General features: G+C 52.3%; 13 protein-coding genes. 1 reads left to right on the top strand and 12 read right to left on the bottom strand.

The annotated features are described in order from the left end of the window. Window positions 1-46 precede the first annotated feature (46 nt). The 6 genes from EJ361_RS17680 to EJ361_RS17655 form a co-directional block, all read right to left on the bottom strand. Window positions 47-904 (bottom strand): anti-sigma factor, encoded by an 858-nt coding sequence (locus EJ361_RS17680; RefSeq protein WP_126246965.1) that lies wholly within the window; start codon window positions 902-904, stop codon window positions 47-49. Window positions 905-919: 15 nt separating this feature from the next. Then, the gene (locus EJ361_RS17675; RefSeq protein WP_126246964.1) at window positions 920-1,471 is read right to left on the bottom strand and encodes an RNA polymerase sigma factor; all 552 of its coding nucleotides are present in this window, start codon (window positions 1,469-1,471) and stop codon (window positions 920-922) included. Window positions 1,472-1,570: 99 nt separating this feature from the next. Next, window positions 1,571-2,149 carry a peptide deformylase gene (def, locus tag EJ361_RS17670; protein WP_126246963.1) on the bottom strand — a complete coding sequence of 193 codons (579 nt, stop codon included), beginning with the start codon at window positions 2,147-2,149 and terminating at the stop codon, window positions 1,571-1,573. Window positions 2,150-2,195: 46 nt separating this feature from the next. Then, window positions 2,196-2,609 carry a Holliday junction resolvase RuvX gene (gene ruvX, locus EJ361_RS17665; RefSeq protein WP_126246962.1) on the bottom strand — a complete coding sequence of 138 codons (414 nt, stop codon included), beginning with the start codon at window positions 2,607-2,609 and terminating at the stop codon, window positions 2,196-2,198. A gap of 3 nt (window positions 2,610-2,612) precedes the next feature. Continuing rightward, complete coding sequence (locus EJ361_RS17660) at window positions 2,613-3,485, bottom strand: UbiA-like polyprenyltransferase (protein ID WP_126246961.1); 873 nt, start codon at window positions 3,483-3,485, stop codon at window positions 2,613-2,615. A 3-nt stretch (window positions 3,486-3,488) separates the two neighbouring features. Further along, window positions 3,489-4,022, bottom strand: a complete 534-nt coding sequence (locus EJ361_RS17655) for an RNA methyltransferase (protein ID WP_126246960.1) — start codon at window positions 4,020-4,022, stop codon at window positions 3,489-3,491. Between the two features lie 86 nt (window positions 4,023-4,108). On the opposite strand from EJ361_RS17655, the gene mutS reads away from it, so the two are divergent. Beyond that, complete coding sequence (gene mutS / locus EJ361_RS17650) at window positions 4,109-6,706, top strand: DNA mismatch repair protein MutS (RefSeq protein ID WP_126246959.1); 2,598 nt, start codon at window positions 4,109-4,111, stop codon at window positions 6,704-6,706. A 147-nt stretch (window positions 6,707-6,853) separates the two neighbouring features. Here mutS and EJ361_RS17645 read toward each other — a convergent pair whose 3' ends face one another. The 6 genes from EJ361_RS17645 to EJ361_RS17620 form a co-directional block, all read right to left on the bottom strand. Continuing rightward, the gene (locus EJ361_RS17645) at window positions 6,854-8,614 is read right to left on the bottom strand and encodes a SusD/RagB family nutrient-binding outer membrane lipoprotein (RefSeq protein ID WP_126246958.1); all 1,761 of its coding nucleotides are present in this window, start codon (window positions 8,612-8,614) and stop codon (window positions 6,854-6,856) included. 20 nt (window positions 8,615-8,634) lie between these two features. Next, window positions 8,635-11,901, bottom strand: coding sequence for a SusC/RagA family TonB-linked outer membrane protein (locus EJ361_RS17640; RefSeq protein ID WP_394344732.1), 3,267 nt, complete (start codon window positions 11,899-11,901; stop codon window positions 8,635-8,637). An 849-nt stretch (window positions 11,902-12,750) separates the two neighbouring features. Further along, window positions 12,751-13,917, bottom strand: coding sequence for an ROK family protein (locus tag EJ361_RS17635; RefSeq protein WP_240646661.1), 1,167 nt, complete (start codon window positions 13,915-13,917; stop codon window positions 12,751-12,753). Window positions 13,918-14,265: 348 nt separating this feature from the next. Continuing rightward, on the bottom strand, window positions 14,266-15,966 hold the full coding sequence (locus tag EJ361_RS17630) for a SusD/RagB family nutrient-binding outer membrane lipoprotein (protein ID WP_126246955.1): 1,701 nt from the start codon (window positions 15,964-15,966) through the stop codon (window positions 14,266-14,268). A gap of 21 nt (window positions 15,967-15,987) precedes the next feature. After that, window positions 15,988-19,245, bottom strand: coding sequence for a SusC/RagA family TonB-linked outer membrane protein (locus EJ361_RS17625; RefSeq protein ID WP_126246954.1), 3,258 nt, complete (start codon window positions 19,243-19,245; stop codon window positions 15,988-15,990). A 671-nt stretch (window positions 19,246-19,916) separates the two neighbouring features. Beyond that, window positions 19,917-20,954, bottom strand: a complete 1,038-nt coding sequence (locus tag EJ361_RS17620; protein WP_126246953.1) for a LacI family DNA-binding transcriptional regulator — start codon at window positions 20,952-20,954, stop codon at window positions 19,917-19,919. Window positions 20,955-21,025 lie beyond the last annotated feature (71 nt).

Genomic DNA, 21,025 nt, shown 5'->3' with positions numbered 1-21,025 from the left:
AAGAATTTCCGGTAAGGCACCTGCAAGAATCGGGCCTGCGGGGTTATCAGCCCGCCACTTTGCCTGCGAGGTACATGGCGGTGAGGGTGGGTGTGGGCGATCCGCCTTTCTTTTCGAGGGTAACGGCGAACATCTGGGCGCCGGGAACGGCTTTCATTTTCTGGAAGCCGGTGGCGGCGCTGCCCATTTCGAATACGCCGGCGTCTACGGGTTTACCGTTGACGATGCTCCACAGTTGGTACTGCTGACCGGGGGCGGGCTCGGGGAGGTTATGAATGGTGAGGAGAACTTCCTGAGTTTTCTGGTTCCAGTAAACGGTGGCGAGCAGGCCGGGCCTGGTGGGCGTAACCGTGTACATGTTGACCGCTTTCATGCTGCGGATGGTGGTGAGCATGGTCTGGCTTTCCTCCATCCGGGTTTGGAAGATTTTGTTTTCGGCGATCATGGTCTCCTTTTCCTGGAGGATCGCTTCGTACTTCGCTTTCCATTCGTTCTGCCGGCCGGATTGCTGGAAGATGTAATATCCGCAACCGATGAGCCCGGCGATGGCGGCGGCGGCCACTACCCTCCATGCGGGATGCACGAGTTGCAGGGGCTTGCGCTCACGGGGAACTTCGGCCTCATAGGCGTACGCGGGCACAGGGCCTGCGGCCATGACGTCTACCATTTCGGCAGATTGGTCATTATTAATGAGGAGGAACAATTTATCTTTTTCAGTGGGCGGTGGCGGAACGCTTTGCATTTCGACATACCGTTCCATATCGAGCTGAACCGCGTCTACGGCGGATTTCAGCTCCGGCGACTGGGCCATGGCGCTGTGCAGGTCCCGAACCTCAGGGTCGGTGGCCAGCCCGGCGACGTAGCTTTCAATGATACCGGATGATATGTAACGTTGAACGTCCACTTTGCTATTTACTAATTACAACTGTTTTAAAATGTTACGCAACTGGATAATGGCATTGCGCATCCGTGTCTTCACCGTTCCCAATGGAATATCCAGCAACCTGGCGATTTCTTCCTGGGTGCAACCCTTGTAGTAGGCAAGATCAATAATCGTCCGCTGTTCTTTGCTCAGCTTTTCCAGCACCTTGGTGAGGCCAAGGTGATCCACGGATGGATGAACTGCAAGCTGACTTGTTTGTAGATATACGTCATTCGTGAGTTCATGGATTTTTTGATCCAGCTTGTGGGCTTTGGAACGGAGTGTGTCTATGGCGGTATTGCGGGCTATATTGAGCATCCAGGTAAACAGACGCCCCTTCTCTGTGTCATATTTTTCTATCCCCCGCCAGATTTTCAAGAATACTTCCTGCAATACATCACTGGCAGCATTTTCATCATTGAGCACTTTCAGCACCACTCCATACAGCGCAGGCGAATAGTGATCGTACAGGTACCCGAATATCTGCTGGTCTCTCGCGCGGAGGCCTTGCACCAGTTCAATTTCGGTATATGTATTAGAGGTTCCCAAGTGTTGGATTCGGAAATAGTGGCCCTAAAATAATAAAAATTATTACAATATCAATTAATCAGGCATAAATATATTTTTTAATGCCTTTTCCTGGAGGGATTATTTGGGGAAGATCATTTTATAGTCTACGCGGATCTTTCCTTTCGAAATATCATCGAGGCGGCTCTTGATGAGGCGCTTCTTCAGCGGTTTCAGGTAATCGATGAACAGTTTGCCTTCGATGTGGTCGTATTCATGGAAAATCACCCGGGCCGTTACACCGTGGAAGGTTTGCTCGTGCGGCCGGAAGTTTTCATCAACATACCGCAGCGTCACTTTTTCGGGACGGTAAACGTCTTCCCGCACTTTCGGGATGCTGAGGCATCCTTCGTTATACGCCCAATCGTCGCCATCGGTATCAACGATGTGCGCGTTGATGAATACCTGCTTCACACCCTTATCCCCCGGGAAATCGTTCTGCTCGTCTTCCTCCAGGTTATCGATGATCTGCTTGCTGTCGATCACGAACAGGCGGATCGGCTTGTTGATCTGCGGTGCGGCCAGGCCCACCCCGTTGGAGGCGTACATGGTTTCCCACATATTATCGATCAATTGCGGCAGGTTCGGGTAATCGGGCGTGATGTCCGGACAAACTTCCCGGAGCACGGCGGCTCCATAGGCTACGATTGGTAATATCATTGTTAATGCTAATCTGTTGGAAAATGCAAATTTACGAAAATTCCGGTCAACCGTTGAACTGAAGGTATTCCTGCAGCAGGATCGTGGCGCTGATCTCGTCTACCAGCCCTTTCTGCTGGCGGTCTTTCTTCTTCAACCCGCTGTCTAGCATACTCTGGAAAGCCATTTTGGACGTGAAACGCTCATCCATCTGTTTGAGGGGCATTTCCGGGAAATGCTTTTTGAGGATGCGGATGCACTCCTGCACCAGGGCCGTCGCGTCCGTCGCGGAACCGTCCAGGTTGCGGGGCATACCGATAATGATCAGTTCCACCGCTTCCGCAGCGAAATACTTCTTTAAATAAGGTATCAGCTCATGCGAAGGCACCATCCCCAAGCCGGTGGCGATCATCTTCAAAGGGTCGGTCACCGCCAGTCCCGTACGTTTCTTGCCATAATCGATGGCCATTATTCTCGGCATTCGTCAGTTTTTGAAAATAAACATATCGGCGATGGCGAACACGGCGTACACGACGCTCGCAATCCCGTTGGAAGTCATGAAAGCGATGTTCACACGGCTCAGATCATCGGGTTTCACCAGCCTGTGTTGCATGATGAGCATAACGATGAATACGGCCGCCCCGATCCAGTATACCCAGTGAAACCCGCCCATGAGCCCGATAGCAATTGCCAGCGCCGCCGTGACGACGTGCAAAACTTCCGAAAAACGGAGCGCACCGGGCTTGCCCAGCCATGCGGGAATGCTGTGCAATTGCTGCGAACGGTCGAAATCTTCGTCTTGCAGACTATATATAATGTCGAACCCGCTCACCCAGCACAGCACCATCCCGCTCAGGAGCACCGGCAGCAGGCTGAAATAACCCGTAACCGCGAGGAAGGCCCCGATGGGCGCGAGCGACAGTCCCACACCGAGCACCAGGTGGCAAAGCGGCGTGAAGCGTTTGGTATAACTGTATCCCAGCACCACGATGATAGCCACGGGCGAAAGGAAAAAGCAGAGCAGGTTGATGAACCAGGTGGTGACCATGAACAGGACCACGTTGCCGATCACGAAATACAGCGCGTTGCCGGGGCTGATGATGCCCGCGGGGATCTCGCGCCTGGCGGTCCGGGGATTGCGGCGGTCTATTTCCGCGTCGAGCCAGCGGTTGAACGCCATGGCGGCGCTTCTCGCAAACACCATACAAAGGACCACCAGCCCGAAAAGCTTCAAGCTGAAGGGCTCGCCGGCCCAGGTGACCGCCAGGAAAAAGCCGGTCAGCGCGAAAGGCATGGCGAAAATGGTGTGGCTGAATTTAACGAGCGACAGGTAATTCCGGATCGTGTGAGATGCCATGGTCTATTGTGCTTTGGTCAGTTTACAAAAAAGGTCCCAGATGACGATGCCCGTGCTGACGGAGATATTGAGGGAATGTTTCATCCCGAGCTGCGGGATTTCGATACAGCCGTCGGCCAGTTGCATCACAGATGGGTCTACCCCGCTTACTTCGTTACCGAAAACCAGCGCCAGCGGTTTATCTCCGGGTCGAAAAGCGTCGAGCATCACGCTGCTGGCGGCCTGCTCGATGGCGATGATGGCGAAACCCTCGGCCTTGAGGGCCTCCACAGCTTCCACGGTGGTGGCAAAATACTGCCATTCGACCGTATCGGTGGCGCCCAGGGCGGTTTTCTGAATGTCGCGGTGCGGAGGAACGGGCGTGTATCCGCACAGGGCGATGCCCTGGAGGAGGAACGCATCGGCCGTCCGGAACACGGAACCCACATTGTGCATGCTTCGTACGTTATCCAATACCACTACCAGCGGCGTCTTGTCTGCCGCCTTGAATTCCGCGACCGATTTCCGGCCAAGCTCGTCCATTTGTAACTTCCGCATGCCGCAAAGATACTTCAAGGGGGCATATTGCCCTCATTTTTTCCACCGTCCATCGCCCTTCGCCTCCGGCGCCCTATATTTGCCGCATGGCTAAAAGCAAATCGGAAGAAACGCCCCTGATGCAGCAACACAACGCCATCAAAGCCCGGTATCCGGATGCCGTGCTGCTTTTCAGGGTGGGAGATTTTTATGAAACGTTCAACCAGGACGCCGTTATCGCGTCGAAAGTACTCGGCATCGTGCTCACCAAAAGAGCCAACGGCTCCGCTTCGTTTGTGGACCTGGCCGGTTTCCCGCACCATTCGCTGGACTCCTACCTCCACAAACTCGTAAAAGCCGGGCATCGCGTGGCGGTGTGCGACCAGCTGGAAGACCCGAAAACCGTGAAAGGCATCGTGAAGCGCGGGGTTACCGAAATGGTGACGCCCGGTGTGGCCGTTAACGACAAAATCCTCGAAAACAGCCAGAATAACTTCCTCGCCGCCGTTCATTTCGGGGGAGACGTGACCGGCGTGGCTTTCCTCGATATTTCCACCGGGGAGTTCTACATCGCACAGGGCAGTCTCGAATATATCGACAAATTATTGCAATCGTTCCGCCCCGCCGAAGTCATTTTCGCGCGGCAGCAGCAGAAGCATTTCCGGCAAACGTTCGGGTCGCGGTTTTACACCTATAACCTCGACGAGTGGATTTTCACGGGTACTTACGCCCGCGAGATTTTGCTCAGGCATTTCGAGACGCACAACCTGAAAGGGTTCGGTGTGGAGGAACTGGGCGAAGCGATCATCGCCGCAGGCGCCACCATGCACTATCTCAAAGACACCGAGCATCCCAACCTCCAGCATATCACCAGTTTGCAGCGCATCGACCAGGACGATTTCCTGTGGATGGACCGCTTTACCATCCGCAACCTCGAGCTGCTGCAAAGCACCGTGGAACACGGGAAATCGCTTATCGGCACGCTCGACCATACGCTCACGCCCATGGGCGCGCGCCTGCTCAAACGCTGGATCGTATTTCCCCTTCGTGATATTCAGAAGATCAACGAAAGGCTCGATGCGGTGGAAACCCTCATCCGCGAAACCGACCTTACCCATAAACTGCAACAGCACCTCCGCAACGTGGGCGACCTCGAAAGGCTGGTGTCCAAAATCCCGCTCCGCAAGATCAACCCGCGCGAAGTGATGCAGCTTGCCAGGGCGCTCAAGGAAGTGGAAGACGTTTCCGCCCTCCTCGGCGACGTGCAGGACCCCATGCTGCGGCAGTTACAGGAACAGCTCGATCCCTGCAGGCCCATCCTGGACAGGATTTTGCAACAGATTTCCGATAACCCGCCCGTGCTGGCGAACAAAGGTGGCGTGATCCGTGAAGGGGTAGACGCAACGCTCGACGACCTTCGCGCCATCGCCTCCAGCGGCAAGGAATACCTGCTCCGCATCCAGCAGCAGGAATCCGAGGCAACGGGGATCCCTTCCCTCAAAGTGGCGTTCAACAACGTATTCGGGTATTATCTCGAGGTGACCAATACGCACAAGAACAAGGTGCCCGACAACTGGATCCGCAAGCAAACCCTCGCTAACGCCGAGCGTTATATTACGCCGGAGCTGAAGGAATATGAAGAGAAAATCGTGGGCGCGGAAGACAAGATCATGGCGCTGGAAATTCAGCTGTACGATGCGCTGATCCTCGCTTTGCAGGAATTCATCGTGCCCGTGCAACGCAACGCACAGGCGCTCGCGCGGCTCGACTGCCTCCACTGTTTCGCGCATAACGCCGTGCAGTTCAAATACCGCCGGCCGGTGGTGAACGACAGTTTCCAGCTGAACATTACCGAAGGCCGCCACCCCGTGATCGAACAGGGATTGCCGCCGGGGGAAAGTTATGTCAACAACGACCTGCTGCTGGATCACGAGCACCAGCAGGTGATCATCCTCACAGGGCCCAACATGTCGGGTAAATCGGCATTGTTGCGGCAAACGGCGCTCATCACGCTCATGGCGCACATGGGCAGCTTTGTGCCGGCCAGCGCGGCGGAGATCGGGCTGACGGACAAAATATTCACCCGCGTCGGCGCGAGCGACAATCTCAGCGGCGGGGAGTCGACCTTCATGGTGGAGATGAATGAAACGGCGAGCATCATCAACAACATTTCCCCGCGCAGCCTCATCATCCTCGACGAGATCGGCCGGGGAACGAGCACGTACGACGGGATTTCCATCGCCTGGAGCATCGTGGAGTACCTGCACGATATGACGGAGCACCGCCCCAAAACCCTTTTCGCCACGCACTATCACGAACTGAACGAGCTGGAGAACACGCATTCCCGCGTGAAAAATTTCCACATCACCAATAAAGAAGTCGGCAACAAGATCATCTTCCTCCGGAAACTGGCGCCCGGCGGCAGCAGCCAGAGCTTCGGTATCCACGTGGCCAGGATCGCCGGGATGCCGCCGCAGCTCATCAAGCGGGCCAATGAAATCCTCTCCCAGCTGGAAAGCCAGCACATCGAGGCGCCCATGGAGCAGATCGCCGCGCCGGTGCAGAAGTTGCAGCTCAGCATTTTCGACACCCACAGCGATACGTTCAAGGCTATCCGTGAGAAACTCAGCGAGATGGACATCAACCGCCTCACGCCCGTGCAGGCCCTGATGAAACTGAGCGAGATCAAGGACATGCTGCAATAATCCTTTCCGAATGAATACATAAAGGGGCGACTAATAAAATAGTCGCCCCTTTTTTTGAACGGTATCTGCAATAAATACGGTCTTTACTAAAAAAACATGGGCCGGCTAAAATGCCGGCCCATGTATGTGATGGTTATAATTCAAGCCTTATTCGTAATTGTAATTAGGCCAATATGGGTTTACGCCTCTTAATGCGGTCGGCACCCAGAATATCGGTGTGGTGAAGTTATCCTGGCTCTTTACAGTAGCATAGTTGTCAGGATTGGTCTGCTGTTCACCGGTAGGATATCTCAAACGTTCGGGAAGCGGCTTCATCACTTTGGAGTTGAAGGTCATAGGCTCCAGTTTGGGATGGCGCGTCCTTCTCAGTTCCGCCCATAATTCGTAGGGGCACATGAGGTTGAGGTGGATGTATTTCTGCTGCATGATCAATTCCATCTTATCCTCTACGTTCCCTCTGCTGTTGAACCGGGTGGCAATTGAATCGGAATAGGTACCAATATCAGTTGCGGAAGGTTTGGCAGGATGCATAAATGCGTTGCCGACAGCATAGGGGCTATTTTGGTTGAGTTTGTACCAGAAATCCGTGGAGTGGCTGATCGCGTCTTTGATATGCGCAGCGGCCGTTTTTCCGGTTGCGCCGAGATTTTTGAGGGCCACTTCCGCCAACAGCAGATCCGTTTCGGCCATCGACATCATATACACCGGATATTTCTCGTTACGGGCAAATGTTGCAAGGCTATACATGGAGCGGGCGTTCTGGTTAAGGTGCTCATTAAGGTCACCATAAGGGCCGCCGACATAATACCTTTCCCCGGCGACATAGCCAGCTTTCTGGCCATCGGCGTTCATATTTACGCCACGATAGTCCAGTACGGCCGGATTGGAAGTAAAATTGCTGAACTTGGTAGGCATTGCCAGAACGGGCAGGCGCGGGTCATCGATACCAGCCTCGTAACTGGGACTGTTCCGGTTCATTCTCCGCATGATAATGTCGGGGATGAATGTAGCGGGCCAGCCTTCGCCGATACCACGGATCCATTCACCACCGCCATTGGCCATCAGCGCATAAGGCATGGCCCATACCTGGTCGACAGCGGGTAAGTTATTTTTGGACAGCACATCCTGGATATGCGTTTTGGCAAACGCTTCTTCCACACCAGAAATCCTTACCGCAAATTTCAGCCTGATGGCATTGATATATTGCACCCATGCGTTTATATCGCCACGGAACGCAATATCCTGGGTATTGAATACTGCTTTAGCGGAAGTAGACATTTTGTCGTATTCCCCCGGAAGATCGTTGGATATTTTCTTCAGCTCATCCAGCACGCTTTTGTAGATTTCCTTCGGGTCGTCGTACTTGGGAAAAAACAGCCTGTCCTTTCCCTTAAATGCCTCCGAATAGGGAATGCCATTGTAAAAGTCAACCGCCAGCAGTGCTGCATAATCCTTCATCACGGTTGTGAGGGAGTAGTAGATCTTGTTATCATCCAGCTCGGGGCCAGATACCGCTGCGATATTGTCTTTGATAACGGCCCAGGCGTTCACGCTGCCGTAAAAGGCGCCCAACCTGTTCTGCCAAAGCTGGTTTTCAGAACCGAAAGCCGTGGTACCAGTCAGGTCGTCAAACGTAGAGAACCAGGAGTACCGGTCGGTAATATAGCGCTGACATACCTGAGAGTATCCCGCAACGCCCATTGAACCGGTGCCAGCCAGTTCCCACCACCATTCGCCATAGTCCTGTACATACAGCTTCCAGGAATAGAGGGTTTTGGTAAACATCCCGGCAAACAGGTTGCCCGTCTTGTCATAATTTTCCGGGTTGGCAAATTCTTTTTCAAGCGACTTCTTGCAAGACGAAAGCGCGATTGAAAACGCAATTATCCCTATTAATAACTTTTTCATGATTTTCCTTTTGAAGCTTTTTAGAAACTAACATTTACACCAAAACTGAAAGACCTGATAGAGGGGTAGAATGAATTCTCAATATATCCCTGTGCGCCCAATGCGCCTTCCGGATCAACGTTGGGCAAGGTCTTATATATATAACCCAGGTTTCTTGCCGAAGCAGTCAACGAAAGTTTCTGCAATTTCATCATATTCGAAACTCTCTTGGGCAGTGCGTACTCGAGGGAAAGCTCGCGCAGTTTGATGTAATCGTTTTTGAACAAGCGGTCCGGAGGCCAGGAAGTGCCCAGGTCATTGATAAACGTTTGGTAGTAAGACGGAGCGCTGATGATGCGATCGTTCTTTTCATAGGTGGTCGAACCACCGGTAGTCACTTCTTTCATGCCTTCGAGCACGATACCGTCGTGGTAAACAATACCGTCCCTTGCGTTACCGGGAGCTGTTTTATTGTGTTCCCATATTACATTGGCGCCGGTAGCATCATCTACGTAATAGGCCAAACCACCGGATGCTTCATCCCTGCCGGCAAGCGAGGCTTTGATCACACCAGTACCCATGAGGTAGTTGTTGGTGTAGGAGAAGATGGTGCCACCGAATTTGTAATCGATACCTACGTGGAAATTGAAGCCTTTAAAGGAGAAGTCGCTATACAAACCGCCAAATACTTTGGGGTTTACGTTTTTACCGGTATTGGTAACCTGGTCGCTCAGTGCATACAAACCATTTTCGCCAACGATTTTGTTGCCATCGGGCGTGCGTTTGTAGTCATATGCGCGGATTTCCCCTATGCGCTCTCCTTCTTTTGCCCAAACCTGGAACCCGGAGTTGCCATCAATATATTTCTGGGTAATGCCGGGATACAGCTTCTTGACTTTGGAGAACTGGTTAGCAGCCGTAAAAGTCAAATCCCAGCGGTATTTCGAAGTGGCCAAAGGTGCTCCTTTGATCAACAGCTCGAGGCCCCAGTTCTTCACGTTACCGGTATTGATTTTTGCCGAAGTGTAGCCAGTTGCCGGTGTAATCGGCTGTTGTACGATCTGGTCGTACACATTGTTGGTGTAAAAAGAGAAGTCGATCTCAACACGGCTTCTATCAAACCATCTTGTATTGAAGCCCATTTCAAACTCACGCTTCCGGAAGGGTTTCAAAGGCTCCAGGAAGAGGGCCGAAGGAGGCGTAACGGAGGTAGGCCCATAACCGTAGGGAAGCTGGCCCACGCTGTATGCGTCATTGGCAAAATACCTGTCGCCCACAGCAGTTGTAGGTCCACCACCTACGTCAGCCCATGCGAAGCGCAGCTTACCGTATTGCAGATGGGGAACTTTGAAATCGTTGGAGAAATTATAGGTGAGCGATACGCCCGGGTAGAAGTAAGAGTAATTGGGCGCCTGCAGCGTGGAGTTCCAGTCATTCCTCGCCTGCACTTCCAGGTAGAATGTTTCTCTCCAGGAAAGCGTTGCAGAGCCTAATGCGCTATACAGTGCATCCGATCCCCTTCTCAGGCCGGTAACTTTTCCCCTGTCGCCGGAAGTAGGCCAGAACCGCGTATCTGCGTTACCAAGCGAAAACCAGTCAGGGAATATCAGGCCCATGTCGCCCGTGGAAGAATACAAATTGTTCTCCGACACTTTCTGATAGGCGCCGCCACCGAAAGCGAAGAAATTGAAATCGCTGCTGAAGTCTTTTTCATATTTCAGCAGGGCCTGGTAATTCTGTACCGTCATATTCCGTTTGGTCCAGCTGTACTTGCCACCAACCCTTACAGGCGCCAGGCGGGTGATTTTATTTTCCGTGATGAAATCCGTGTTGGTATAATCCAATGAAGCCTGCGCAATCATGGATATATGTTTTGTAAACTGCAATGTGGATCTGATAGAGCTTACCAGGTGCAACTTGTTGTCCCGGTCTTTATTATCGTTTTGTTCCCACATGATCCCGGCAACGGCGTTTGGCCAGAATCCGGGGCTGGAACCGCTAAGCCCCCAAGGCTCCAGGTCTCTTCTAAACCCGTCCTCGTCGTGGTAGAACGATTTCATCCAGTTGTAGTCATAGTCCCTGTTCAGGCCCGTTGCCACAAATTGTTGGATATTGGGGCGGCGGTTTTTCGTTTGCACGCTGTACAGGTTATTCACGAATTCGAACGTTGCGAACTCCGACACCTTGAAATTGCCGTTAAAGCTGAAGGTGTTGTTCTTTTGCGTGAACCCGGGAATTACGTCTTCATAGGTATTGCGGGTGTAGGACGCCCTCACGCTCCCTAAAGTACCACCGCCCGAAATGGAAACGTTGGTGCGGTTCGACAGCGCGTTATTAAAGAAGTTGATAAAGTTATTGGGATACGCTTTATAGGTGCCCATGGTGCTATCGTACAGCATCACATTGCTGTTATCGAACCGGGGCCCGAAGCTGAAGCGGCTCAGCGGGAGCTTCCTGGTATTTACTCCGTTGCGCACTACGTATTGCGTATCACGTAAGGAAGCACCCGAACCGAATTCATTCTGAAAATCAATAAAGGTAAAGGGTTTGTCTACCGTAATCTGATGGGAGACCTGAATACCGAGCCCTCTGGTCTGTTTCCCGTTCTTGGTAGTGATCAGCACCACGCCGTTGAGCGCCTGGCTGCCATAAAGCACGGTAGCCTTTGCACCTTTCAGGATTTCGATCGATTCGATATCGTCCGAGTTGATGTCGTTTACGCCGGATCCGTAGTCGAAGGAGTTGAGCGGATCATACCCCCTGCTTTCCATGGAAGTTTTCTCATCGTACAGCGGCACACCGTCTACTACAAACAACGGTCTTGTGTTCGTATTCGATTCCAGACCGGCAGCGCCGCGGATGCGCACGTTTACACCGCCGGTGGGGCCCGACGAAGAAATGTTGATACCCACGCCAGCCGCCTTGCCATACAAGGCCAGGAAAGGGTTGAGGGTAGCCCCGGCTTTCGTCAGGTCTTCCCCTTTAATCGTGGAGATCGCATACCCGACAGCTTTTCTTTCCCTTTTAATGCCGAGGGCGGTTACTACCACATCGTCCAGCCCGACTGCGCTCGTTTCGACTACGACATTCACTTCGTTGCTCTGGCCGAGCGTAATCTCCTGGGTTTTGAAGCCGATAGAGCTAAAAACCAATATGGCATTGGGTTTATCAGTGGTAATGCTGTATCTCCCATTTGCATCGGTAGCACCACCGGTGGAGGTACCTTTAACGAGAATCGTGACCCCAGGCACAGCTTCTCCATTTACATCGGTAACCTTCCCCGAGATTGTTCGTTTTTGCTGAGCCATCGCAATGCCCACCCAAAAACAAAATAACAGGATCATTGAGATCCGCCGTTTTGCATCTTTCATGTTGCAGTTGTTTTAGATTTGAAAGTTTAATAGCGATTTGTCTATGTTTGGTTGATAAATACATCGAAGCCCATCCGGGCCGTTCCCTTTCAAACTGATCCTGATTGTTTCAGCTGATGCGCCATATGTTCACTGTCTGTATTTTGATTGTTGATTATTGCATAGCAGCATTCATTGGGGCCGAAATTGGTCCCCGGTTTGCGTCATGTGTGATGATGCGTACTTGTTCACTGTTGATAATAGATTGATTGATTACTAAAACAAAGAAGTTATCGGCAGGCCCTTTACATGTTCCCCGGAATGCGATAACGCCCAACGATGCCGACCGCTGATACGATCAACACGACTGTCTGTTACTGCGTTAAAATTCATTCTTCGGGATCTCCTTGTTCACTGATTCTGGTTGTATAGGGGATGCCAATATCCGCCTGTTGTCAATTGTTCATCTGTTTCTGAATTAAAGCCCGCTCCCGGGCATGCGCTGTTCACTGATTCTGGTTGTACCGGATGGCCCTCTTCTACATCAAAGCCCATACTGCGGGCGTGCTCCGTTCACTGATCCTGGTTGTATTTGGGAGGCCAACGCTGTCTGTCGTCTAATGTCCATCTGTTTTTTAGTTGCCCCTGCTTCTTCCAAGCCTTTTACGGCATTTCTCCTTTCGTCTGATTCTGGTTGTAATTAAAATTTCAATATCCGTTCACTATCTGTTATTATTCGATTGCATATTGCATTGTTAAAGTGCATTCGTCAGGTAATCCTGTTCGCTTGATGATGTTCGCGCGGGATTACACCAACACGCGGCCCACCTTATTTTTCACCGGTCGTTTGTCAAAATTTTCAATGACCAATGCTGCTGCACCGATCAGCTCTGCGCGCTGATGGAATGCAGACACCGTCAATTCCGACTTGGACGCCAGCCGTGGTATACAATAATTGTTAATTGCCTGCTGAACCGGCGCCAGCCAAAGTTTACCCGCTGAAGCCCCCCGGCCGCTCAGAACGATCAATTCGGGGTTGAGCACATGGATCAGGACGGCAATTCCCTTCCCGATGTTATAGCCGGCTTCCGAAAGCAGTTCTACAGCAAATGTGTCTCCCTGTATGGCTGCATTGATAATTGTATGGCAGGCTTCCTCAATATCTTCAGGCAAGGCTTCCATGGTGGAAACACGCCCTTTTTTCAATCCTTCGACCGCCTTTTCAATAACCACCAACATGGATGCTTCGGTCTCAAGGCAGCCACTTTTGCCGCAGGTGCACAATTTATTATTAACGAAAAGCGGTATATGGCTGAACTCCCCGGCAAACCCCGTGCACCCACGGAATAATACGCCATTCAAAACGAGCCCCAGCCCTATGCCCCAGTTAATATTGATGACCATTACATCATTCCGGCCGCGGGCCGCGCCCAGCCTGAATTCTGCGAGTGCGATCAGACTGGAGTCATTGTCTATGTGGACCGGGATCCCTACCCGCTTTTCCAAAAAATCGACGATGTTGGTCTGGGATTCAAGGAAGGAATAGTTAATCCCTTTGGAAACATCCACAAAACCAGGCATCCCAATGCCCACACCAATTATTTTATCCCGGGCGATCGCTGTATTGTCGATGAATTTGTTCAGCTGATTGGCCAATGCTTCCAGCACGTCCGGATTCTTTAACAACGGCAGACCGATCTTTTCGGTGCAGATAATATCACAATGCTGCATATCTATGACCGCCATACGGGTCACCAACTGGTCCATCGCCACCGAAACCACATACATCTTGCCCGGTTTAAGGGCATATATCTGCGGGCGCCTGCCGCCGGATGAAGGTGCATATCCTTTTTCCTCCACAAGATCCTCATTCACCAGCTCTCCTAACAGGCGGACCGTCAAGGGCATGCTTTTTTCTATCCGCGAACTGATTTCCGTGCCAGACAGGGTATTGCCGAAGCAGAGCTCCTTCAAAATCCTTTGTTTGTACAGGTCAGTTTTGCTTAACATTAACTTAAAGGTAAAAAGAAATGGAATAAATAACAATTGTTTAAAGGAAAATCACAAAAGTTAATACGACTTCCTAAAAATATCACAAAGTCTAACTAGAAAAGAATATGTCGGGAGTACTTCTGTTCTTATAATTATAAAGTATTGTTGCTGAATTGGGTAAAGCGAACGGGGAGCGACAGGCCGGCTGCACAACTGGATAACCTGGATGCCGGGGATTTGCATTACACAATATCATTATGTATCATGACAAACAAAAGGGGCTGACCCAAATTTGATGGTCAGCCCCTCTTATATCAATATTAACTGTGGCTATTTTTTATCCGTCCAAACACGTCCGGTAATGGCCTCCACCGAAGTACCGTATTCGCCGCCGGAAATCATTTCCTGTACAGCTGCATTGTAATTCGGGCGGTTCAGTTGTTGCGGAACAGGGAGTGCCCAGCGGCGCGGGGTTTCGCGGGTAGAACCATCCACCCTGAATTCCTCGCGGTTCAGGATACCGCCTACTTTGGGGTAACCCAGGCGCTTCCAGCTGGCCCATGCTTCCCAGGGTTGCTTGAAGTGGTTCAGGAATTGCTGGATACCGATCTTCTCGAGCAAAACTTCGGTAGTACCCGTAAACGCAACATCGGGCTTTGCGAGGTAAGCATCGATATCGGCGTCGTTAACGGCCGTGAAATCCACGATGTTCGCTTCGCGGCCCATTTGCTCATAAGCACGGATGGACGCCTTCACACCTTTCACATACCATTCCTGCGCGTTTTCTGTAGACATGCCGCGAACCGCCAGCTCGGATATGAGGAAACACATTTCCGCGTAAGTCGCAACCGGCTGAATGTATTTGCCCGGCCCGTCGCCGTCGGAGCTGAGGTCGAACAGGCGGTTTTGATAAGTGGAAAGCGTGTCGTAGTTCACCGTTACGGCACTGCCGTTTTCGGTGATCTGGTAGCTTTTCACACCAAACAATTTGGCGTTGGCCGGAGCCTTGGCCGCATCGGGCGATGCCGGAACGCCTACGTACTGACGGGGATTCCACGTTGCAGACGCCGGGAATGCGCCACCAGCCTTCAGGCGGTTGAATACGGCCTGGGTAAATGCATTCTTCTTGAAGAAAATGCCCAGGCGGGGATCCGCCTGATCATACATGTAATTCACGACAGCCTGACCGCCACGCGTAGCGAAACCCTGCGCATTCCAGTTACCGCCACGGGCAAAATTCTGGCCGCCGGAGATAAATTTCCATTCGTCAGCGATACCGGTGAAGATACCTGCGGGGCTTGCCAGCACTTCCGCAGCGATCTGGCGGGTCTTTTCGGGGTCCCGCTTCATGAGGCGCATCGCGATCTTGAGGCGCAGCACGTTGGCGGCTTTGGCCCATTTCGCAGCGTCGCCGCTATAAAATATATCGGCGGTACCGAAGCTGGCCTGTCCGGCGGCGGGCGTTGCCAGCGCGGCAATCGCTCCCTTCAGCTCTGCGTCGAACTGTGCGTACAACGCTGCCTGGTTATCGTACTTCGGCGTGAAATTCTGCTCGGTACGTGCGCCCATGGCCTCGGAATAGGGAATGCTGCCATTCACGTCGGTCGTGCGCCAGGCGCCCCAAACCTTATGCACGGTCGCAATGGCGGAGATATGGGCATAACGGGCCCTTTCTTCGCCCGACATGGCATTTACCTGGCGTTGGATATCAGCCAGGTTTCTGCCGAAATCCGCGTAGAATGCCGAGTAGAACCCGTTGACGTTAGACACCAGGTTAAATATGGACACGGTGTTGCCGTTCGGGTAACTCACGGTAAACTGCATCCAGGGCATGATGTATGAATAGTTGTCGTAGAACCACTCGAAATCGCGGTCTACCATTGTTTTTTGCGTCAGTGTGATGAGCTGGTCCGGTTTCATGTCCTTGCTGATTTCCGGGTTCGTGTTCATCTCTGCAAAGTCACGGGTGCATGCGGAAGCTACAGTAGCCAGCGCCAGGGCGCCCAATCCAAATTTATGCAATGCTTTCATTTTGAATTTTCATTTTTGAAGTTAGAAACCAACCTGAACAGTGAAGGCCATATTGCGAACGAAAGGTGCGCCTCCATATTCGGAGAAGGCAGACGTTGCGTTGTTTCGGATACCTTCAGGATTGATACCATCGGGCAGATTGTTGAACAGGTAACCGAGGTTCCGGCCCACGAGCATCATGCGAAGCTTGGTCAATTTCAGCTTGCTGGTGATGGAAGAAGGCATGCTGTAGCCAAGCGATACTTCGCGAAGCGCAACATAGGTGGCATCGAACACGGAAGTTTCGCGGATACCGATCCCCCAGTCGCCCAGCATGGAATAATAGTTGTACGGGCTCAGCGGTTTCACCAGGCCTTTGTCGTATGCTTCGCGGAAAGTCATACCGCCGATATCCGATCCGTCGATTTTGCTCTTGGTGCCGGCTTCGAAAATACCGTTGGGGATCATACCGTCGTTACGCTTGCGGTTGTCGTCGTCGGTCCAGGCAAGTCCGCCGCTGGCTGCATCGCGGCCAGCCAGGGTGCTTTTCAGGATACCGGTGCCGGTACCGTACTGGTGGGAAGCGGAGAAGATATCACCGCCGATGCGCGCCTGGATAAGGAATCCGAGGCTCCAGTTCTTGTAGGTAAAAGTGTTGTTCAGGCCGAGGTTGAAATCGGGCGTGATGTTACCGATGGTAGCGAATCCACGTTTAAAGGATGTACCGTCGTTGTTGATGACAGGCATTCCGGTCTTGGGATCCCTCACATACGCATAATCAGACACCAGTTCACCAAAAGACTTGCCCACTTCCGCAATGGCGCGAACGCCCTGGTCTTCGCTCAGCTGATACGTTTTGATGGCAGGGTCCAGCTCGAGGATCCTGTTGATATTGCGGCTGCCGTTGAGGTTGATATCCCAACCAAAATACTTGCCTTCGATCGGGCGGGCGTTGATAGCCACCTCGATACCGCGGTTACGGAAATGACCGGCGTTGATGATTTTACGCCTTACCCCGGATTCGGAAGGAACGTCCAGCTGGATGATCTGATCCTTGATGTCTGCCTGGTACACGGCAACATCCAGTCCCAGTCGATTGTTCAGGAATCGAACATCGGCACCGAATTCGAAGTTACCCGCCATGGAGGGCTTCAGGTTCTGGTTCGGCAGCAGGTCGGGCTGGAAGATGTTGTTGATCGGCAGGTTGGCCTGTCCCGCGCCATTCCAGATAGAACCGGTAACATAGCCGGTGTTATTCAGGAAAGGACCGAGGTCGCCACCCACATAAGCATAGCTCGCACGGAGTTTACCATAGGTAATCCAGGAGGGCATGCTTTGTTTGAAAGTTTCGGTGAATTCCCATGCTGCGCTCACGGAGGGGTACAGGTAGGAGTTGTCGCCGGAACCGTTGGGATAGGTCAGTGCGCTCGACCAGTCGTTACGCGCGGTAACGTCGAGGAAGTAGGCATTTTTGTAAGAAACGCTCGCAGCGGCAAACAGGGAATTGATCTTTTTGCGGCCGTGCACGTAATAATTGGAGCTTACCGTTCCCACGCTGTTTTTCATGTCATACAGGCCGGGGGTGCGGAGACCGTCGCGGGTGCTCATGTCCCACTTGTTGCCGATACCGGAATTCCACATTTCCGCGCCTACGTTTACGTTGGCGGTCCAGTCCGTGTTCCGGATTTTCGGGGAGATCATGGCGATACCGGTGAGGGTGTATTGCGTTTTGTTGCTGCCGGCGGTAGCGAACAAACCGTGAGACCCGCTGAAGTTGGGGCCCCAGCCGAGCTGGCGGCGGTCGTCAGACAGTTGTTCGTTGCTGAAGTTTCCGCGCAGGACGAATTTCATCCAGTCGGTGGCGGTTACGTTGAAAGCGAGGTTACCCATGAACAGGCTTTCCTTGCGTTTCCAGCTGTCTTCGTTGAGCGTCCACCAATAATCCAGGCCGGGATATTCTCCGAGCACAGCACCGAGGTCTCGGCCGCTTTGGGTGGGTACCTTGTAGCGGGAGTGCCAGTAATCCACGTCGTAGTTACGGGGGAAGATGTAGATGAATTTACGACCGATGTTCTCGTTGGTGTAATCGCCGCCCTGGCGGGTGGGATTCAGGGAAGTGGAGGTAGCGTACGATGCGCCGCCTTCAACCGAAAGATATTTCGAGATGATGGCGGAAGATTTCAGGGAGAACACATCCCGCTTGAAACCGTTGTTGGGCATTACGCTGTTGTTATCGAGGTGGGAATAGGAAGCGCGGAAATTCGCGTTTTCGTTCCCGCCTTCCACCGCAACGTTGGTATTGAAATATTTACCGGTTTGGTAAACGCTCTTCCAGTTGTTGGGCTGGGCGTTGAAAGGAACGAATTCACCGTTGGGCAGTTTTACGCGCTGGCCAAGCATTTCCGGGCCGAAGCTGAAGCCGCGCTGCCAGTCGAGCGCCTGTACGCCGCCTGCTTCTTCGCGGAAGTAGGGGTTTACGCCGGCGCCATATTTGTTCTGCAATTCGATGGGCGTTCTGTACACGCTTTCCATTTGGGCGGTCTGGCTCACGTCTACACCAATTCCTTTGCGGGAAGTTCCTTTTTTGGTGGTGATGAGCACGGCGCCGTTGATGGCGCGGGAGCCGTAGAGGGCTGTGGCGGCGGCGCCTTTCAGCACGGTAACGGTCTCGAAATCGTCCGGGTTGAAGTTTTTCAGGACGTTGCCGAAGTTCACGGCATTGTCTGACTCATCGTTCTCGAAGATGGTACCATCGATTACGAAGATCGGCTGGTCTTTGCCGTTGAGAGATTTGGCGCCACGGAGCACGATACGGTTGGCAGCCTGGGGGCCGCCTGCAGCGCCGGAGATGTCTACGCCGGCTACTTTACCCTGGAGGGCGGCAACCGGGTTGATGGCGTTCGTTTTGGCGATTTCGGCGCCTTTGAGCTCGGTAACCGCGTAACCGAGTTTACGCTGTTCGCGTTTGAAGCCCATGGCGGTTACCACAACTTCGTTGAGCGAACGTTGGTCATCTTTCAGGACGATGTTGAAAGAGGATGCGGAGGCGGGTACTTCCTGCTGGGCGTAGCCCAGGAAGGTGAAAACCAGTGTGGCGGAGGGCTCTACGCTGATTTTGAAGGAACCGTCGGCCGTGGTGACGGTACCGTTGGAAGTACCTTTTTCCAGGATGGTGACGCCGGGGAGTGGCGTTCCGGTGGCATCTTTAACCGAGCCGGATACTGCTTTTTTTTGCTGCGCCCAGGCATGCGGGGCGAGGCAGCATAACAGCAACGTGGCAAGCAGAAGAATTCTTCGCATAGCTTCCTTAGATTTTAATTTGTGATACTTGAATGAAAAACATTAAAAAATAGATATCCCTTATCGTCTTGAACGAAGCGATGCGGAGGTCATAACGGGTATGCACATCCGGCATAGCGATCATTCATGGCAATGCAATTCCATCCGGCGTGGAAGGCCGGTCTACATACGGTGAATCGGTGGCTGATAATAAATGGAGGGTGATGGTTTCCGTTAATTGGCTTTATATCCCCTGTTCACTGTTAATGTCTAATAAATCGTTTTAGCGGATCGCTCCAAATAAAACCTGTGCAGCCTTCTTCTCCCCTGCCCGGTTTCCTTATTGATAAAACGTTTTAGCGTTTCGGCAATAAAAAAAACCTGTAGCATCCAGGGGCACTTTTCATTTTCACGCACAGATTTGCATTCGAATTACGAACGGATGCAACTTAGTCAAAGTTGCGTTACCTCCAAAATAAAAAATTAACTTTTTTTTGACGTTGCGTTAAAATTCCCATAATGTTCAGGAAAATTCCAGCAAGTCCGTGAATCTTGCATCACTGACAAGATGCAGCGACCAACTTCGTGTGGACCATGAAGTGTGCACCGGCGTTGCACCGGTAACGTTACGGTCATAAAAAAAGCGCGGCCCTGCAGCCGCGCTTCCCGAATAAGTTTTCATGTATCAGTATTCAGACTACACCCGCCTTCGCGCGCTTGCGGCAGCTTTCCCGCTTCACAAGCGTTGCGGGGAGCACTACCTGGTTGATCTGGTGCTGATGCTGGTTCAGCTCGTTCATCAATACCTGCACCAGGTGCTGCGCGATTTCATGAATAGGTTGCGACACACAGGTAATGCCCGGCGTATGCAGGCGGAAGAGGTCATGATCGTCGAAACTGATAAGGGCCACATCTTCCCCGATTTTCCAGCCGAGGTTTTTGATGGACTCGATCCCGAACACACCGAGATAGTTGGTGGCGAAAAAGATGGCGTCGAGACCAGGAATGCCTTTCATGAACTCCATGATCTGCCCTACCGCTTCTTCCTTGGTGATGGAGAAGGGGATTTTTTTGATCATTTTCCGGGGGAAGTTTGCCCCATGCGCTTTCATGGCGGCCGTAAAGCCGCTCATGCGCTCCTTCATCTGGATTTGTTCGGAAGTGGTGGTCACATAAGCGATCTTGCGGTAACCGAGGTCGAGGAGGTACTCCGCCGCATCATATGCGCCCTGGAAGTTGTTCACCATCACGTAATTGGTGGGGATCTGCGGGAGATAGCGGTCCATCAGCACCATAGGCTTCCGGCTGTTCTTCAGTATCTCGATCTCCTTGTCCAGGTTCGGCGTGGGCGTGATGATATACCCGTCTACCTGCCGGTATTCCAGCACTTCCAGCAGCCCGCGCGCCTTGTTGAGGTTATCCTCCGTACTGCCGTACAAAACCTTATACCCGAACTTATCCGCTTCTTCCTCCACTATTTTAGCAACATTGGCGAAAAAATGGTTGGCGATATCTTCGACGATAAGCCCTATGGTCTTGGTTTTGCCCGTCCGGAGCCCCCTTGCGAGCTGGTTCGGCTTGTATTTAAGTTTAGCAGCCAGTTTCAGGATTTTCTTGCTCACCTGTTCACTGATCCTTTTTTCCCGGCCTTTGCCATTCAGCACGAACGACACCGTTGTAGGCGATACGCCGGCCTGTTTGGCGATATCTTTAATGGAAATCCCCTTCATGATTTGGTTGTTGCGAATGCGCTCAAACGATTTAGCACTGACAAATTACGGAAAATCCATGAAAACAAAAA

This window comes from Chitinophaga rhizosphaerae, assembly GCF_003958645.1.
Classification (GTDB): Bacteria; Bacteroidota; Bacteroidia; order Chitinophagales; family Chitinophagaceae; genus Chitinophaga; species Chitinophaga rhizosphaerae.
Note: the sequence above shows the minus strand (reverse complement) of the source record. Positions and strands in the feature narration are given on the sequence as shown.

What these genes read in the sequence shown, in the direction of transcription:
- mutS (WP_126246959.1), top strand. Translation starts at nt 4,109, where the DNA reads ATGGCTAAAAGCAAATCGGAAGAAACGCCCCTGATGCAGCAACACAAC.
- EJ361_RS17630 (WP_126246955.1), bottom strand. Translation starts at nt 15,966, where the DNA reads ATGAAAGCATTGCATAAATTTGGATTGGGCGCCCTGGCGCTGGCTACT.
- EJ361_RS17645 (WP_126246958.1), bottom strand. Translation starts at nt 8,614, where the DNA reads ATGAAAAAGTTATTAATAGGGATAATTGCGTTTTCAATCGCGCTTTCG.
- ruvX (WP_126246962.1), bottom strand. Translation starts at nt 2,609, where the DNA reads ATGCCGAGAATAATGGCCATCGATTATGGCAAGAAACGTACGGGACTG.
- EJ361_RS17620 (WP_126246953.1), bottom strand. Translation starts at nt 20,954, where the DNA reads ATGAAGGGGATTTCCATTAAAGATATCGCCAAACAGGCCGGCGTATCG.
- EJ361_RS17660 (WP_126246961.1), bottom strand. Translation starts at nt 3,485, where the DNA reads ATGGCATCTCACACGATCCGGAATTACCTGTCGCTCGTTAAATTCAGC.
- EJ361_RS17655 (WP_126246960.1), bottom strand. Translation starts at nt 4,022, where the DNA reads ATGCGGAAGTTACAAATGGACGAGCTTGGCCGGAAATCGGTCGCGGAA.
- EJ361_RS17640 (WP_394344732.1), bottom strand. Translation starts at nt 11,901, where the DNA reads ATGGCTCAGCAAAAACGAACAATCTCGGGGAAGGTTACCGATGTAAAT.
- def (WP_126246963.1), bottom strand. Translation starts at nt 2,149, where the DNA reads ATGATATTACCAATCGTAGCCTATGGAGCCGCCGTGCTCCGGGAAGTT.
- EJ361_RS17625 (WP_126246954.1), bottom strand. Translation starts at nt 19,245, where the DNA reads ATGCGAAGAATTCTTCTGCTTGCCACGTTGCTGTTATGCTGCCTCGCC.